General features: G+C 68.5%; 14 protein-coding genes. 8 read left to right on the top strand and 6 right to left on the bottom strand.

Features of this window, described 5'->3' with window-relative positions; translation table 11 throughout:
• Positions 1-7 precede the first annotated feature (7 nt).
• From FO470_RS11360 to cydX, 6 genes are read left to right on the top strand one after another with little or no spacing between them, the layout of a single operon-like run.
• Positions 8-637, top strand: a complete 630-nt coding sequence (locus FO470_RS11360; protein WP_144343071.1) for a GbsR/MarR family transcriptional regulator — start codon at positions 8-10, stop codon at positions 635-637.
• A gap of 1 nt (position 638) precedes the next feature.
• The gene (gene cydD, locus FO470_RS11355) at positions 639-2,390 is read left to right on the top strand and encodes a thiol reductant ABC exporter subunit CydD (RefSeq protein WP_246659566.1); all 1,752 of its coding nucleotides are present in this window, start codon (positions 639-641) and stop codon (positions 2,388-2,390) included.
• Entirely contained in the window at positions 2,387-4,075 is a 1,689-nt protein-coding gene (cydC, locus tag FO470_RS11350; protein WP_144343069.1) for a thiol reductant ABC exporter subunit CydC, read from the top strand. The genes cydD and cydC overlap by 4 nt, the downstream gene beginning before the upstream one ends.
• Positions 4,076-4,122: 47 nt before the next feature.
• Entirely contained in the window at positions 4,123-5,700 is a 1,578-nt protein-coding gene (locus FO470_RS11345; RefSeq protein WP_144343068.1) for a cytochrome ubiquinol oxidase subunit I, read from the top strand.
• 4 nt (positions 5,701-5,704) lie between these two features.
• Complete coding sequence (cydB, locus tag FO470_RS11340) at positions 5,705-6,862, top strand: cytochrome d ubiquinol oxidase subunit II (RefSeq protein ID WP_144343067.1); 1,158 nt, start codon at positions 5,705-5,707, stop codon at positions 6,860-6,862.
• A 15-nt stretch (positions 6,863-6,877) separates the two neighbouring features.
• A complete protein-coding gene (gene cydX, locus FO470_RS11335) occupies positions 6,878-7,024 on the top strand; it encodes a cytochrome bd-I oxidase subunit CydX (RefSeq protein ID WP_144343066.1) in 147 nt (48 codons plus the stop codon).
• A gap of 75 nt (positions 7,025-7,099) precedes the next feature.
• Here the strand turns inward: cydX and FO470_RS11330 are convergent, their stop codons facing one another.
• Positions 7,100-8,527 (bottom strand): MmgE/PrpD family protein, encoded by a 1,428-nt coding sequence (locus tag FO470_RS11330; RefSeq protein ID WP_144343065.1) that lies wholly within the window; start codon positions 8,525-8,527, stop codon positions 7,100-7,102.
• 38 nt (positions 8,528-8,565) lie between these two features.
• A complete protein-coding gene (locus FO470_RS11325; protein WP_144343064.1) occupies positions 8,566-9,651 on the bottom strand; it encodes a tartrate dehydrogenase in 1,086 nt (361 codons plus the stop codon).
• Positions 9,652-9,951: 300 nt separating this feature from the next.
• Between FO470_RS11325 and FO470_RS11320 the strand changes: the two genes are divergently transcribed.
• Both FO470_RS11320 and FO470_RS11315 read left to right on the top strand, forming a co-directional pair.
• Complete coding sequence (locus FO470_RS11320) at positions 9,952-10,692, top strand: FCD domain-containing protein (RefSeq protein WP_144343063.1); 741 nt, start codon at positions 9,952-9,954, stop codon at positions 10,690-10,692.
• A gap of 5 nt (positions 10,693-10,697) precedes the next feature.
• Positions 10,698-11,723, top strand: coding sequence for a PdxA family dehydrogenase (locus FO470_RS11315; RefSeq protein ID WP_144343062.1), 1,026 nt, complete (start codon positions 10,698-10,700; stop codon positions 11,721-11,723).
• 20 nt (positions 11,724-11,743) lie between these two features.
• Here the strand turns inward: FO470_RS11315 and FO470_RS11310 are convergent, their stop codons facing one another.
• From FO470_RS11310 to FO470_RS11295, 4 genes are read right to left on the bottom strand one after another with little or no spacing between them, the layout of a single operon-like run.
• Positions 11,744-12,439 carry an FCD domain-containing protein gene (locus FO470_RS11310; protein ID WP_244616544.1) on the bottom strand — a complete coding sequence of 232 codons (696 nt, stop codon included), beginning with the start codon at positions 12,437-12,439 and terminating at the stop codon, positions 11,744-11,746.
• A gap of 48 nt (positions 12,440-12,487) precedes the next feature.
• Positions 12,488-13,594 (bottom strand): tartrate dehydrogenase, encoded by a 1,107-nt coding sequence (locus FO470_RS11305; protein WP_144343060.1) that lies wholly within the window; start codon positions 13,592-13,594, stop codon positions 12,488-12,490.
• Positions 13,581-14,678 (bottom strand): isocitrate/isopropylmalate dehydrogenase family protein, encoded by a 1,098-nt coding sequence (locus tag FO470_RS11300; protein ID WP_144343059.1) that lies wholly within the window; start codon positions 14,676-14,678, stop codon positions 13,581-13,583. The genes FO470_RS11305 and FO470_RS11300 overlap by 14 nt, the downstream gene beginning before the upstream one ends.
• A 4-nt stretch (positions 14,679-14,682) precedes the next feature.
• Complete coding sequence (locus FO470_RS11295) at positions 14,683-16,050, bottom strand: MmgE/PrpD family protein (protein WP_144343058.1); 1,368 nt, start codon at positions 16,048-16,050, stop codon at positions 14,683-14,685.
• Positions 16,051-16,059 lie beyond the last annotated feature (9 nt).

Raw genomic sequence — 16,059 nt, 5'->3', positions numbered from 1 at the left:
CGCCGCCGTGAACCTGCCGCCCCTCATCCAGTCCTTCGTGCTGCATTTCGGCGAGATGGGCAGCCGCTGGGGCATCAACCGCACCGTCGGGCAGATCTACGCGCTGCTCTATGTCTCGCCCGAGCCGCTCTGCGCTGACGAGATCGTCGAGGCGCTCGGCATCTCGCGCTCCAACGTCTCGATGAGCCTGCGCGAATTGCAGGCGTGGAACCTCGTCCTGCTGCGCCATCTGCCCGACGACCGGCGCGACTTCTTCACCACGCCCGACGATGTCTGGCAGATCCTGCGCACCCTCGCCGAGGAGCGCAAGAAGCGCGAGGTCGACCCCACCCTCTCGGTGCTGCGCGAGATCCTCATGCAGCAGCCCGGCAGCGAGAAGGAGCGCTACGCCCAGCAGCGCATGGCGCAGATGCACGGCCTCATCGAGCAGCTCACCAACTGGTACGACGACGTGAAGCGGCTGGAGACCGAGCGCCTCGCCAACCTGCTGAGCCTGGGCTCGAAGATCAGCCGCCTGCTGGAGACCAAGGACCGGATCGTCTCGCTCGGCCGCCGGTCCAAGGCGAAGGCGAGTGGGTCCCAGCCGGCCGATATTCCGCCCGGCGACGGCGAACCGGATGGCGGAGCCGCGCGGTGACATGAGCGCCACCCCCGCCACAGCCGCCCCGGCGACAGCTACTCCCGCAATAGCCCCCGGCGCCGCGTCGGAGCCCGCGCCCGCCCGTCGGGCCGCCTCGGATGCCGTTCCCGGCCTGCGCGCCGCCCTTGCGTTGCAGATCGCCGCTGCGCTGCTCTGGCTGCCGCAGGCGGCCCTGCTCGCCGGGGCGGTCGCGGCGCTCGCGTCCGGCGGCGGACTGGCCGAGGTCACGCTGCCGGCGGCTGGCATCGCCGGGCTTGGCCTCGTGCGCGCGCTGGCCGAGGCCGGTGGCGGACGCATCGCCTTCCGCGCCGCGCGGGCGGAACTGTCTCGCCGCCGCGCGGTGGCGGCCGTGGCGCTGGCGCGCCGCTCCCCGCTCGATATCGCCCGCCCTCCCTCCGGCCTCGCCGCCAGCGTGCTGGCCGAGCAGGCGGAGGCGGTGGTGCCCTATCTCTCGCGCTTCCTGCCGGCCCGCTACCGGGCGGTGGTCGTGCCGCTGGTCATCCTCGCCTGCGTGCTGCCCCTCTCCTGGGCGGCGGCGCTCATCCTCGCGGTCTGCGCGCCGCTGATCCCGCTCTTCATGGCGCTGATCGGCTGGCGGGCGAAGGAGGCGAGCGAGGCCCAGCTCGTCGAGATCGGCGGCATGAACGCCTTCCTGCTGGACCGGCTGCGCGGCCTCGCCACCATCCGCAGCTTCGGCGCGGTGGAAGCCACCGCCCGGCGGCTGCGCGCGGATGCGGAAAATCTCCGGCAGCGCACCATGGCGGTGCTCCGCATCGCCTTCCTGTCCTCGGCGGTGCTGGAGCTGTTCTCCGCCGTCGGCGTCGCCATGGTGGCGGGCTATATCGGCTTCCATCTGCTGGGCATGATCGGCTTCGGCGCGTGGGGAGCCCGCCTCGGTCTCGGCGAGGGCCTGTTCATCCTGCTCGTCGCGCCGGCCTTCTTCGAGCCGCTGCGCGACCTCTCCGCCGCGTGGCACGATCGTGCCGCCGGGCAGGCGGCCCTTGCGGCGCTCGACCGGCTGGGCGCGGACGGCCTGCCGGTGGTCGGCACGGACGAGCCGGTGCCCGCGCGTTCCGGTAGCGCGCCGGAAGTGCGGCTGGAAGGCGTGCGCTTCGTCCACGCCCACCGCGCCGGTTCCGGTTCCTCCGCGCCGCTGTTCGACGGCTTCGATCTCACGGTGGCGCCGGGCGAGCATGTGGCGCTCTTCGCGCCGAGCGGCGCCGGCAAGTCGACCCTGCTGGCGCTCGTCGCCGGCCTCGCTCCGCCTCAGGCCGGGCAGGTCTTCGTCGGCGGCGAGGCGCTGACGGGCGAGAGCGCCGCGCGCCTGCGCGCCGGCATGGCCTATATCGGCCAGCAGCCGCACATCTTCGCCGGTACGCTCAAGGGCAATATCGGTCTCGGCCGCGCCGGCATCGACGCCGAGACGGTGCGCGCCGCCCTGCGGGTGGCGCGGCTGGAAGAGGTCGCCGCGCTGCGCGGGCCGGCCCCTATCGGCGAGGGCGGGCGCGGCCTGTCGGGCGGCGAGGCGCTGCGTCTCGCGCTGGCCCGGCTCGCGGCGACGCCGGATGCCGGCCTCATCCTCGCGGACGAGCCGACTGCCCATCTCGACAGCGACACGGCGGCCGAAGTGGCGGACGGTCTGCTGGAGCTGGCGCGCGGGCGCACGCTGATCCTCGCCACCCACGATCCGCTTCTGGCGGCGCGGATGGACCGGGTGATCCCGCTCGGCAACGGGGAGGTGGCCCCATGACCGCGCTGCGCTCCATGGGCGCGATCCTGCGCCTGTTCTTCGCCGAGCGCCGACTGGCGCTGCTGGGCGGCATCGCGCTGGCGGCGCTGACGCTGATCGCCGGCACCGCGCTGCTCGGACTGTCCGGCTGGTTCATCACCGCCACCGCCCTTGCCGGGCTTTCCGCCGTCGGCGCCGTGGCCTTCGACGTCTTCGCCCCCTCGGCCGGCATCCGTTTCTTCGCCATCACCCGCACCGTCGCCCGCTACGGCGAGCGGCTGGTCACGCACGATGCCGCGCTGGCCGTGCTGGCGGGCCTGCGCGAGCGGCTCTTCCTCGGCTGGGCGGCGCCCGAGGCGGCGGGCCGGCTCGCCGATCGTCCCGCGCGGCTGCTGTTCCGCCTCACCCTTGATATCGACGCGCTGGATTCGCTCTATCTGCGCGTGCTCGTGCCGGTGCTGGCGGCCATCGCGGTCACGCTGGCGGCGGCCGTCTTCATCGGCTTCATCGATCCGGGCACCGCGTTCGCCTTCGCCGCCGTGGTGCTGGGCTGCGGCTTCCTGATTCCCCTTCTGGGCCTGCGCGCCGCGCGCCGTCCGGGGCGCCGCCGCGCCCATGCGCTGGAAGTGCTGCGCGCCCGCGCCATCGATCTGGTGGCCGGCCAGACCGAGCTCGTCATGACCGGCCGTCTGGCCGCCCAGCGCGAGGCCCTCGTCGAGGCCGACCGGCGGCAGGGCGAAGCCGACGACGCGCTCAACCGCGTCGAGGTCTTCACCGGCGCCGCCCTGTCCGCCGCCGGCGGTCTGCTGCTGGCGCTGGCGCTGCTCGTCGCGGCGGCGCTGAAGGGGGAGGGCGTCGTCGACGCCCCGCTGGCGGCGCTGCTGCTGCTCGTCGCGCTCGCCGCCTTCGATCCCTTCGGGATGCTCAAGCGCGGCGTGGTCGAATGCGAGCGCGCGCTCATCGCCGCACGTCGCGTCGCGCCGCGTCTGGCCGCTCCCGTCGTGGCGTCCGCGCTGCCGGCGCCGGAGCCGGGCGTGGCCCTGCGCCTCGATGGCGTGGCCGTCGGTCATGCCGGCTCGACCCGCCCGGTGCTCACCGGCGTCGATCTCGTCGTCCGCGCGGGCGAGCGGCTGGCCATCGTGGGCGCGAGCGGGGCGGGCAAGTCGACGCTGCTCGCCGCCATCGCCGGGGAGATCGGCATCAAGGCCGGCCGCCTCGCCGCCGTATCCTCGACCCTGCTCACCCAGCGTACCGAGCTGTTCCGCGACACGCTGCGCGGCAACCTGCTCATCGCCGATCCCGATGCCGACGACGCCCGCCTTCTCGCCGCCCTCGAGGCCGCCGGCCTCGGCGCGGTGGTCGCCGCCCTGCCGGAGGGGCTCGGCACGCTTCTGGGCGAGGGCGGTCTCGGCCTCTCGGGCGGACAGGCCCGCCGGCTCGCACTCGCCCGTCTGTTCCTGCGCGCCGCGCCGCTCTGGCTGCTCGACGAGCCGACCGAGGGACTGGACGGTGCTACGGCGCGCGACGTGGTAGCGCGAGTAGCAGCCGTGTCGCACGGAAACGCTACGGTTTTTGCTACTCACCTGCGACGCGAGGCGGAGGTGGCCGACCGCATCGTCCTCATCGCCGACGGCCGCATCCAAGCCATTGCCAACAAAGGAGAACCGGCGTTCGACGCCGCGCTCGCCACGCTTCGACCTGACTAGACACCCCCGAAGACCGACAGGAGACCGGAAAGCAACCGGAACCGACCATGGAACTCGATGTCGTCGACCTCTCGCGCCTGCAATTCGCAATGACGGCGCTGTATCATTTCCTTTTCGTGCCGTTGACGCTGGGACTTTCGGTGCTCCTGGCGGTCATGGAGACGGTCTATGTCATGACCGGCCGGCGTATCTGGCGGCAGATGACCAAGTTCTGGGGCACGCTGTTCGGCATCAATTTCGTGCTCGGCGTTGCCACCGGCATCGTGATGGAATTCCAGTTCGGCATGAACTGGAGCTATTACAGCCACTATGTCGGCGACATCTTCGGCGCCCCGCTGGCGATCGAAGGGCTGATGGCCTTCTTCCTTGAGGCGACCTTCGTCGGCCTGTTCTTCTTCGGCTGGGACCGGCTGTCCAAGATCGGTCATCTCATCGCCACCTGGGCCGTTGCTCTGGGTTCCAATTTTTCGGCTTTGTGGATTCTCATCGCCAATGGCTGGATGCAGAATCCGACCGGCGCGGCGTTCAATCCGCAGACCATGCGCATGGAGATCACCGATTTCTTCGCCGTGGTGACGAACCCGGTGGCGCAGGCGAAGTTCGTCCACACCGTCTCCGCCGGCTACGTGACGGCTTCCATCTTCGTACTCGGCGTCTCCGCCTGGTACCTGCTGAAGGGCCGCCATATCGAGATCGCCAAGCGTTCGATGACGGTCGCCGCCTCCTTCGGCCTCGCGGCTTCGCTGTCGGTCGTCGTGCTGGGCGACGAGAGCGGCTATCTCACGACAGAACATCAGAAAATGAAGCTCGCCGCCATCGAGGCGATGTGGGAGACCGAGCCGGCGCCGGCCGCCTTCACCGTGTTCGGCCTGCCGAGCCAGACCGACCGGGAGACCCATTTCGCCGTGCGCATCCCGTGGGCGCTGGGCCTCATCGCGACGCGCTCGCTCGACACCGTCGTGCCCGGCATCGACGAACTGGTGCGGAAGGCGGAGGATCGGATCCGCGACGGCATCGTCGCCTTCGACGCCCTGCAGAAGATCCGCGCCGCCAGCAGCCCGGCCGCCATCCCGCCGCAGGTCCGCGAGGCGTTCGAGGACAACGGCGCCGATCTCGGCTACGCCTTGCTATTGCGACGCTACGTCGACGACCCCCGCCAGGCCACACCCGACCAGATCGCGCAGGCCGCGTGGGACACGGTGCCGAGCGTGCCGACGCTGTTCTGGTCGTTCCGAATCATGGTCGGGCTCGGCTTCTTCTTCATCGCGCTCACCGCGAGCTTCTTCTTCCTCTCTGCCCGCCGGCTACTCGATTGCTACCGTCCCATGTTGTGGGTAGCAGTACTCGCCATCCCACTACCGTGGATTGCAGCGGAGCTGGGCTGGGTGGTGGCGGAGTTCGGCCGCCAGCCCTGGATCATCGAGGGCGTGCTGCCGACCGCCGCCGCCGTCTCCAGCCTCGGGGCGGCCACCGTGCTCACCACGATCATCGGCTTCGCGCTGATCTACACGGTGCTCATCATCATCGAGATGACGCTGATGGTCCGCGCCATCGCCAAGGGGCCGGAGCCGGATGAGGAGCCGGACGCCGAACTCGTTCCCGCCAACCTCGTCGCCGCGGAGTAGGACCATGATCCTTCACACGCTCATCGACTACGACACGCTGCGCGTCATCTGGTGGCTGCTGCTCGGCGTCCTGCTGATCGGCTTTGCCGTGATGGACGGCTTCGACCTCGGCACGGACATCCTGCTGCCCTTCGTCGCGAGGACCGACCTCGAACGGCGGGTGGTCATCAACTCGGTTGGCCCCGTCTGGGAAGGCAACCAGGTGTGGCTGATCCTCGGCGGCGGCGCGATCTTCGCCGCATGGCCGCCGCTCTATGCGGTGTCCTTCTCCGGCTTCTACCTCGCCATGTTCGCGATCCTGTTCGCGCTCATCCTGCGCCCCGTCGGCTTCAAGTACCGCTCCAAGCGCGACAGCGCGCTGTGGCGCGGAGCCTGGGACTGGGCGCTGTTCATCGGCGGCCTCGTGCCGGCGCTGGTGATGGGCGTGGCGGTCGGCAATGTGCTGCAGGGCGTGCCCTTCCACCTGAACAACGACCTGCGCATCTTCTATGACGGTACGACGCTGTTCGAACTGCTCAACCCGTTCGGCCTGCTGTGCGGGCTGCTCTCGGTGGCGATGCTGGTCATGCACGGTGCCGGCTGGCTGGTTCTGAAGACGCAAGGCGACGTCGCGGCGCGCTCCCGGATGGCGGGCAGCGTTGCCGCGGTGCTGACCATCGCCCTGTTCGCGCTTGGCGGCGTGTGGCTGTGGTTCGGCGACGAAGGCTATCGCATCACCGGCGGGATCGTCGCCGGAGGGCCTTCCAACCCGCTCGCCAAGACGGTCGAGCTGGCCCCCGGCGCCTGGTTCGCCAACTATGCCGCGCATCCCTGGATGCTGGCGGGGCCCGCGCTCGGCCTCGTCGGCGCGCTGGCCTGCCTTGTCCTGCTGCGCGTCCGCGCCGAAATCGGCGCGCTGCTGGTGAGCGCCGTGTCGATCTTCGGCATCATCGCGACAGTGGGGCTGTCGATGTTCCCCTTCATCCTGCCGTCCTCGCTCGATCCGGGGTCCAGCCTGACGGTGTGGGACGCCTCGTCGAGCCATCTCACTTTGTTCATCATGCTGGTCGTGACCGTGATCTTCATCCCGATCATCGTCGCCTACACCACGTGGGTCTACCGCGTGCTGTGGGGGAAGGTGGACGCGCGGGCGATCCAGAACGACAGCAGCCACGCCTATTGAGGGGAGGAGAGCGACATGTGGTATTTCGCCTGGCTTCTCGGCCTGCCGCTGGCGGCGGCCTTCGCCGTGCTCAACGCCATGTGGTACGAGCTGATGGACGATCTGGCCCGTTCCAGGGCCAAGCCGCAGCCGGCCCCGGCAAGCGCGCGCCGGCCGCGCTGAACGGACGGATTGTCCTGACATGACAAAGGGCGCCCGCGCGGCGATGCGACGGGCGCCCTTTCCATTGCGGTGGGATCAGGCGCACAGGCGCGTGAGTTCGCGGATGTCGGCGACCTGCTCGAGGCGGCGCACCGTCTCGATGATGGCCTCGGTCTTTGCCTTGTCCCACTTGGCAAACTCGGCGCAGCCACGGAACTTGTCGGCGGCCTCGTCATAGGTCATCGGGTTGGCCGGGCTGCCCTTGCCGAAGTCGGAGCGGCCGGAGATGGTGCGCCCGTCCTTCATGTGGATGTCGATGATGGTGGTCATCTTGTCGTAGCCGGCGGCCTCGGCCTCCGGATGGACGTGGAAGTTCACCTTCTCGATCATCGCCTTGACGTCTTCGCGCTCGACCACCTCGTCGGTGAACTCCGGCAGGCTGCCGCGCCCGTCGAGCAGCAGGATCGCCATGCAGAATTCCATGGAGAACTTGGCCTGAAGCTCGTTCTTCGGGCGGTGATGAATCAGCGCGTTCGGCATGTTCTGGTTGGTGCCGACATCGACGCGCTCGACGTCCTCCGCCTTGATCCCATGGGTGCGGATCAATTCCAGCATCTTGGTCATGCCCGGATGGGTGAGCGAGCCCGACGGATGCGGCTTGATCGAGACGCCGGGGAAGACGAACGTCCAGGGCTGGCCGAGCTTGCCGACGATCGCGCCGGCATCGAAACCGCCACCCGCCGCCTGGAAGAAGCCGCGGGGCGCCTCCAGGATCTTGTCGGTCGTGGTCCAGCCGAGCGCGGCGAAATCAGCCGCGACGACGCCGCTCTCCGAGGAGCGGCCGGCATGGAACGGCTTCATCATGGTGCCGAAGTTCTCGCGCAGGCCGGCCGACTGGCTGCCGGCGCAGCCGAAAGCGCGCACGACCTGCTCGACATCCAGCCCCTTGAGCTTCGACGCGGCGGCGGCAGCGGCATAGGTGCCGCAGGTCGCGGTGGCGTGGAAACCGTGCTGGTAGTGGCGCGGGTTGATCGCCTCGGCGATCTTGCACTCCACCTCGACCCCGAGATGGTAGGCGAGCATCGTATCGGCGCCCGACCGGCCACCGGCCTCGGCGACCGCCAGCGCGGCGGGCAGCGCCGGGGCGGTGGGGTGGGTGAGCAGGCCGTAGACACGATCCTTGGCGACGGCGAGCTGGGTGTCGTCATAGTCGTCGGCGTGGATGCCGACGCCATTAGCGAAGGCGGCGAAGCGCGGGGGCACTTTCAGCGAGGTGCCGATCACCGTGGCCGGTCCGTCCTTGATGCCGAGGCCGGCCAGATAGGACTGGATGTATTCGCCGCTCTTGGCCACCGAGCCGGACAGGGCGAGACCGATGCCGTCGAGGATCGACTTCTTGCCGAGCTCGATCACCTCCGCCGGCAGGTCGGCATAGCTTGTGCCGACGACGAATTCGGCGACGTCGTGGGTGAGCCCCTCGACGATGGGCTGGGCCTGCGCGGGGTTGGTCTGGTGCAGCGTCATGGAGCGTTTCCTGTTGTTCGTTCAGCGTGTGGCGTGGCTCAGGCCGCCGGCGCGCGGGCGAGGGAGAAGGGGAGCGCGCCGATGATGGCGTCGGCGAGCTCGCGCGTGCCGGCCTTGCCGCCGAGATCGCGGGTAAGGCTGTCGCGGCGGGCGAGCACCTTCTCGATGGCGCCCTCGATGGCGGCGGCGGCGGCCTCTTCGCCGAGATGGCGCAGCATCATCGCGCCGGACCAGATCTGGCCGATCGGGTTGGCGACGCCCTTGCCGGCGATATCCGGCGCCGAGCCGTGCACCGGCTCGAACATGGAGGGATATTCCTTCTCCGGGTTGATGTTGCCGCCGGGCGCGATGCCGATCGAGCCGACCACCGCCGGACCCAGATCGGAAAGGATGTCGCCGAACAGGTTGGAGGCAACGATCACGTCGAACCAATCCGGATTGCGTACGAAATGCGCGGTCAGGATGTCGATGTGGAACTGGTCGGTGGTGAAGCCGGGATATTCCCTGGAAATCGCCGCGAAGCGCTCATCCCAGTACGGCATGGTGTGGCTGATGCCGTTCGACTTGGTGGCCGAGGTGACGTGCTTCTTGCGGCCCTTGGCCAGCTCGAAGGCGTAGCGCATCACGCGGTCGCAGCCACGGCGGGTGAAAATGGACTGCTGCATCACCAGCTCGTCGTCGAGCCCGTCATAAAGCCGGCCGCCGATGGAGGAATATTCGCCCTCGTTGTTCTCGCGCACGACGTAGAAGTCGATCGAGCCGGGCTCGCGGCCCTTCAGCGGGCTCTCGACGCCGGCGAGCAGCTTCACCGGGCGCAGGTTCACATACTGGTGGAAGCCGCGGCGGATGGGGATGAGCAGGCCCCAGAGCGAGACGTGATCCGGCACGCCGGGAAAGCCGACGGCGCCGAGGAAGATGGCGTCCTTGTCGCGGATCTGCGCGAGGCCGTCCGCGGGCATCATGGCGCCGGTCCTGGCGAAGCGTTCGCAACTCCAGTCGTAATGGGTCCAGTCGAAGGAAAAGCCGCCGGAGCGCGCAACGGCCTCCAGCACGCGCTGCGCCTCGGGCACGACCTCGTTGCCGATCCCGTCGCCGGGAATGACCGCTACGGAATATGTCGTCATGGGAACTCCTGAATGTCTGGCGGCACGGCCCGGAACGTCCGCCGGTGGAGGGATGGTGTTCAATCAATCGAAAACTGTCAACAGTTTTTAGAAGAGGTGGCTCCCGAATGGCGGCGTGGGAAGGTATGTGTATGGATTGAGATGTGGATATTTACGTTTATTTGAAAGGATTTTCTGGCTCTCGACGCGATCTTTTTGGGTGCCCTAGCGGAAGATGAGATCGGCGACAGAATGCTCGAGATTTTGCCGATTGTGACCCTTAGTGTTGACAATATCCTTTTTCGCGGATGAAATGTCGCCATGCTCCGACGCTCGCCCGCCAACCCCGCCCGTACTCCGCGCACCGCGTCCTTCGTGCCGGTGATCCAGCGCGAGATCGAGCGCATGATCGGTGCTGGCGAGCTGACCGGCGGGACGCGCATCAATGAGAGCTCGCTGGCGCTCAAGCTCGGCATCAGCCGGGGGCCGGTGCGCGAGGCCTGCCGGGCGCTGGAGCAGATCGGCCTGTTGCGCAGCGAGCTCAATCGCGGCTTCTTCGTGCGCGAGGTCAGCACCAAGGAGGCGCTGGATCTCTACGATATCCGCGCCGGCCTGTTCGGCACTGCGGGGCGGCTGGCGGCGTCCATCATCCCGACCACCCAGCTGCGCGCACTGGAAGAGCTCATCCGGCAGATGGAGGCGGCAATCGATGTGCCGGATATCGCCGCCTTCTACACGCTCAACAACGAGTTCCACCGCCAGGTGGTCGTCGCTTCCGACAACGCCAAGCTGATCGAGCTCTATCCGTTGCTGGAGGCGGAACTGCACCTGTTCCGCCGCCGGGGCCTCGTGCTGCCGGGCTCCATGCGCACCTCGAACGACGAGCACAAGGCGATCCTCGACGCTCTCAGCCAGAGCGACGGTACGGCCGCCGCGCGCCTTCTCGAACGGCACATCCTCGCCGGCAAGGCGCGCTTCCTGCGCACGCTGGAGGACGAGACGGCCACCGACGCGCGGCCCGGACCGCTCGATCCACGAAATTCCCGTTTCAAAGACAGGTAAGTGCCATGACGCGCGATCCGCTCCCCGTTCTCGCTCTCGTTCCCGGCGACTGCACCGGCATCGGTCCGGAGCAGACGGCACGCCTTCTGGTCGAGGGCGGCATGCGCGAGGTGGTACGGCTCGTGGTGGTCGGCGACGCCCGCGTATTGGAGATGGGAGCCGGTCATGCGGGCGTCACGCTGAACGTGCGGCGCTACGCTTCCCCGGCGGCGGTGGACTGGAGCGCCCCCGAAATCCCGCTCGTCGACCTCGGCAACATCGATCCGAGCGGGTTCGAGCTGGGCGTGGCAAACCCGGATTCAGGTCGGTTGACGGGCGACACGCTTGCCCGCGCCATCGACTTCGCCAAGGCGGGCGAGGTCGATGGCGTGTGCTTCGCCCCACTCAACAAGCAGGCGATGTTCAACGGCGGCTGGCGTTTCCCGGACGAGCACAAGATGTTCGCCCACCTGCTCGACCACAAGGGCCCTTTCAGCGAGATGAACGTGCTGGAAGGCCAGTGGATGACCCGCGTCACCTCGCATGTCTCGCTGCGCACGGCGCTCGATCAGGTGACCTTTGAGTCTGTCTGCGGCGCGCTGCGGCTCGCCGACGACACGATGCGCAAGGCGGGCATCGAAAGCCCCCGCATCGCCGTCGCGGCGCTCAACCCGCATGGCGGGGAGGGGGGGCTGTTCGGCACCGAGGAGATCGAGATCATCCGCCCGGCGGTCGAGGCCATGGCGAAGGAGGGGATCGACTGCAGCGGGCCGTTCCCGTCCGATACCGTCTATCTGAAGGCCTTCGCCGGCGCCTATGACAGCGTGCTGGCGATGTATCACGACCAGGGGCAGATCGCGACAAAGCTCAAGGGCTTCAACAAGGGCGTGACGATCACCGCCGGGCTGGAAGTCGTCTTCACCACGCCGGCGCACGGCACGGCCTTCGATATCGTGGGCAAGGGCGTGGCTGATATCGGGGCCTTCCAGTCCGCCGTCCGCCTCGCCGCCCGCGTGGCGGCGCGCAGGATCGAAGCGCGCGCCGCTGCCTGAGGGCGATGGCAGCGGAATGGTCAGTCGATGCGCGAGGCGCCGTCGACGGCGGCGATGAGGCGGCGCTTGGCGAGCGCGACATGCCGCCAATGCGTCATCTGCGCCCGGTCGCCGTCGCCGGAGGCCAGCGCTTCCAGCATGGCGCGATGCTCGCGGTTCGACACGGCGAGGCCGCCGCCCTGAACCAGCGCGCGGGCCCGGAACAGATGCAGCTTGTTCACGAAGCGGTGGTACTCGGCCATCAGCGTGCGATTGCCGCACGAGCTGACGATGAGATTGTGGAAGGCGAGATTGAGGGGGTAGTACTCGTCGAAGCTGCCCCGCTCGGCGACCACGTCCATCTCGTCGACAAGACGCGTAAGCTCGGCGAGCAACTCGTCGGTCATCCGCTCGGCGAGCAAACGCCCAGCCTGGCCGAACAGCGCAGCGCGCACGTCGTAGATCTCGATGGCGTCCTCGACCGACAGCCGGCGCACGAAGACGCCCCGGTTGCGCACGACCTCGACGAGGCCCTTGGCTTCCAGGCTGCGGGTGGCCTCGCGGATCGGGCCGCGGCTGGTGCCGAAGCGGTTCGAGAGATGGATCTCGTTGATCCGCTCGCCCGGCTCCAGCTCGCCCGTCAGGATGAGGCGCTCGAGCTCCTTCTCGAGCGCGCTCGTGAGGGAAACGCTCTTCACAACGGAGAGATCGTTCAAATGACCGGAATCGCTTTCCATGCTCATTCGTTAATTGTAAACAATCTCAGGCTGGAAGGCTTGTAGTATCTACGCGACGTGACGGGAAGCTCCCGGTGTCGCGTCATTCTGTCGTTCAATAAGGCCGATCACGGCGCGCGTCACCTCGTCCGTGCGGGCCGTGCCGCCGAGATCGGGTGTCAGCGTCGTTCCTTCCGCCGTTACCCGTTCGATGGCATCCATGAGCCGCCCGGCTGCTTTCGCCTCGCCCAGATGCTCCAGCATCAGCACGGCGCTCCAGAGGGCGCCGATAGGATTGGCGATGCCCTTGCCGATCAGATCGAAGCCGGATCCGTGGATGGGCTCGAACATCGATGGGGCCGAGCGGTCCGGCGCCAGATTGGCGGTGGCGCCGATGCCGAGGCTGCCGCTCAGCGCCGAGGCGAGATCGGAGAGCACGTCCGCGTGCAGGTTGGTGGCGAGCACCGTATCCACCGTGCCGGGGCGCAGCACCAGCCGCATCGTCATGGCGTCGACCAGCATCCAGTCGACGTCGAGGGCGGGGAAGTCCTTCACCACGGAGCGGCACACCTCGTCCCACAGCACCATGCCGTGGCGCTGGGCATTGGACTTGGTGACGATGGTGAGCTTGCGCCGGGGGCGGGACATGGCGAGTTCGCAGGCGAAGCGGGCGATGCGCTCGACGCCGGTGCGGGTGAAGACCGAGACGTCGAGGCCGACCTCGATCGGCAGGCCGCGATGTGCCCGTCCGCCGGCGCCGGCATATTCGCCCTCGCTGTTCTCGCGCACGATCACCCAGTCAATGTCGCGGCCGAGATCGGGGCGCAGCGGGCCGGTGATGTTGGGCAGCAGCCGGGAGGGGCGCACATTGGCGTACTGGTCGAGGCCCTGGCAGATGGCGAGGCGCAGTTCCCACAGCGTGATGTGGTCTGGGATCTTCGGGTCGCCGACAGCGCCGAAATAGATGGCATCGAAGCCGCGCAGCGTATCGACGCCGTCGTCGGGCATCATCTTGCCGACACGTCGGTAGCGATCCGAGCCCCAGTCGAAGCTCTCGAAATCGAAGCCGAAGCCGCCATCGGCCGCCGCCAGCGCATCGAGCACCTGCCGGCCTGCGTGGATGACGTCGGAGCCGATGCCGTCTCCGGGAATGAGAGCGATCTTATGCCGCCGCATGAGCGTGGTTCTCCATAAAGCCGAGGATGGCGTCGACCATGTCGATCTGGGTGCCGGTGCCGCGAATGTCGGGGGTGCGGGTGGCGGGGTTCGCCAGCGCGGCGTCGATGCCGGCCTTCATCAGGGCGCTCGCGCGGCCGGCGGCGGGAAGGTTCCGCCGGCGGCCGAGCCATTCGATCAGCATCCGGGTGGATTCGATCATCGCGTAGGGGTTTGCCAGCCCCTTGCCGGCGATATCGGGCGCGGAGCCGTGCGTCGCCTGCGCCATGGCGATGTCGCCACGGCCGATGCACAGGCCCGGCGCCATGCCGAGCCCGCCGACGAGACCGGCCGCTTCGTCGGTGAGGATGTCGCCGAACATGTTGGTGGTCACGACGGTGTCGAAGCGCTGCGGCTCGCGCACCAGCTTCATGGCGAAGGTGTCGACGATGACTTCCTCGATGATGACATCGGGGAAGTCCTTGCCGGCGCGGTAGCACTCCTCGACGAACATGCCGCAGCCGAGCTTGAACACCGTGTTCTTGTGCACGACCGTCAGCCGCTTGCGGCGGGCCCGGGCGATCTCCAGCGCCGCCAGCGCCACCTTGCGGCTGCCCTCGCGGGTGATGACGCGGACCGAGATGGTGGTGTCGTGCGTCGGGCGGAATTCGCCGGAACCTGCCACCACGTTGCGGTCGGGCTGGAAGCCCTCATTGTTCTCCCGCACGATGACGAGATCGATATCGTCATAGAGGCAGCCGAGGCCGGGATAGGACCGGGTGGGACGGACATTGGCGAAGAGGTCGAAGCTCTTGCGCAGGATCGGGTGCGGATTGATGGCTTCCGGCACCTTCGGATAGGCCTGATGTCCGATGGGCCCGAGGACGAAGCCGTCCAGCTCGGCCAGTTTCTCCAGCGTGCCGGGCGGCATGGTGTGGCCATGCTCGTCCAGCGCCCGGCGGCCGATGGGCATGGGCTGCCAGTCCACGGCAAGCCCGCAGGCGCGCGCGGCCGCGGCGGCGATGCGGTGGGCGGCGGGCACGATTTCATGCCCGATATCGTCGCCTTCGAGAACGCCGATGCGCAGAGGCGTGTGCGTCGTCATGGCCTCACTCCGCCGCGTCGCGCAGGCCGGCGGGCACGGAAGCGCGGGCGATCTCGCCCACATCCGCCAGCTCCGGCAGGCGCCAGCACAGGGCCATCAGCCGGTCCGTCACCTCGGTGCCGACCACGAGGGCGGACTGGTGGGCGAACTTGCGCTCGAGCTGTTCGTTGCTCAGCGGCCGGTCATGGCTGCCGATGGCGCGCTCGATCACGCGCTCGATACGCCGGCCGTCCTCGAACTCCACCTCGATGACGACCGAGGCTTCGTGGATCGAGGGATCGGAGGTGGCCTCCACCTTGCGGCGCAGGGCGATCAGCTCCGGGGCGTTGGCCGCCTCGTCGGTGAAGGCGGTGGGCGACCCGTCGCCACGCAGCAGTGCGCAGGCAGCGGCGTGGAAGACGCTGAACTTGGTCTCCAGCCCTGTCTTCGGCTCACGCTTGCCGGTCAGCTCAAGCACAAGCGGATTGGTACGCAGACGCACCGCCGCGATGCGCCCGACATCGGTGCCCAGTTCCTCGCGAAGCTGCTGGCAGCCATCGATGGTCGGATGGATGACGATGCCGCAGGCGAAGGGCTTGTAGGAGTTCAGCCCCGCTTCCCAGCGTTCACCAAGCCCGCCGAGGATCTCCTCGTAGTCCTGCTTGGTCGAAAGCACGTTGGCGAAGCCGCGCGGCGCCTCGATCGACTGTAGCGAGCTGTCGAAACCGGCCTGGGCGAGGAAGGCGGCGAGCGCTCCGTTCCGTGCCGCCGCACCGGGATGCAGGCTCTTGCACATGGTGCCGAACATCTCGCGCAGGCCCGAGGCCTGCGTGGCGGCGATGCCGAGGGCCCAGGTCATCTGCCGCTCGTCGAGCTTCAGCATGTGGCCGACGGCGGCGGCGGCGCCGAACACGCCGGTGGTGCCGGTGATGTGCCAGCCGCGGTCGTAATGGTCGGGATAGACGCTGTTGCCGATCCGGCACTCGACCTCCACGCCGACGATCAGCGCGTTTAGGAAGTCGCGGCCGGAGAGGGGGTGGTATTCCGCCGCGGCGAGCAGGGCAGAAGCGACCGGGCCGGCGGGGTGGATGATGGTCTTCAGATGCGTGTCGTCATAGTCGAGCACATGCGAGGATATGCCGTTGACGAGCGCCGCGTTCGGCACGTCGAGACGTTCGCCGCGGCCGATCACCGTCGCCTGCGGCTTGCCGGCGAAGGGGGTGATGCCGGCGAGTGCCCGGTCGACGGTCTCGTGGCGCGCACCACCCACGGCGCAGCCCATCCAGTTGAAGAAGGTCCGCACGCCCTCCTCGCGTACCGGGGTGGGAATGTCGTCGAGCCGGCACCCCACGATCCAGGCGGCGAGCTTCTTCGTCACGTCTTTGTCGGACATTTTCTTCTC

The organism is Ancylobacter moscoviensis, assembly GCF_007559435.1.
GTDB classification, from domain to species: domain Bacteria; phylum Pseudomonadota; class Alphaproteobacteria; order Rhizobiales; family Xanthobacteraceae; genus Ancylobacter; species Ancylobacter moscoviensis.
This window is presented reverse-complemented; position numbering and strand designations above follow the sequence as displayed.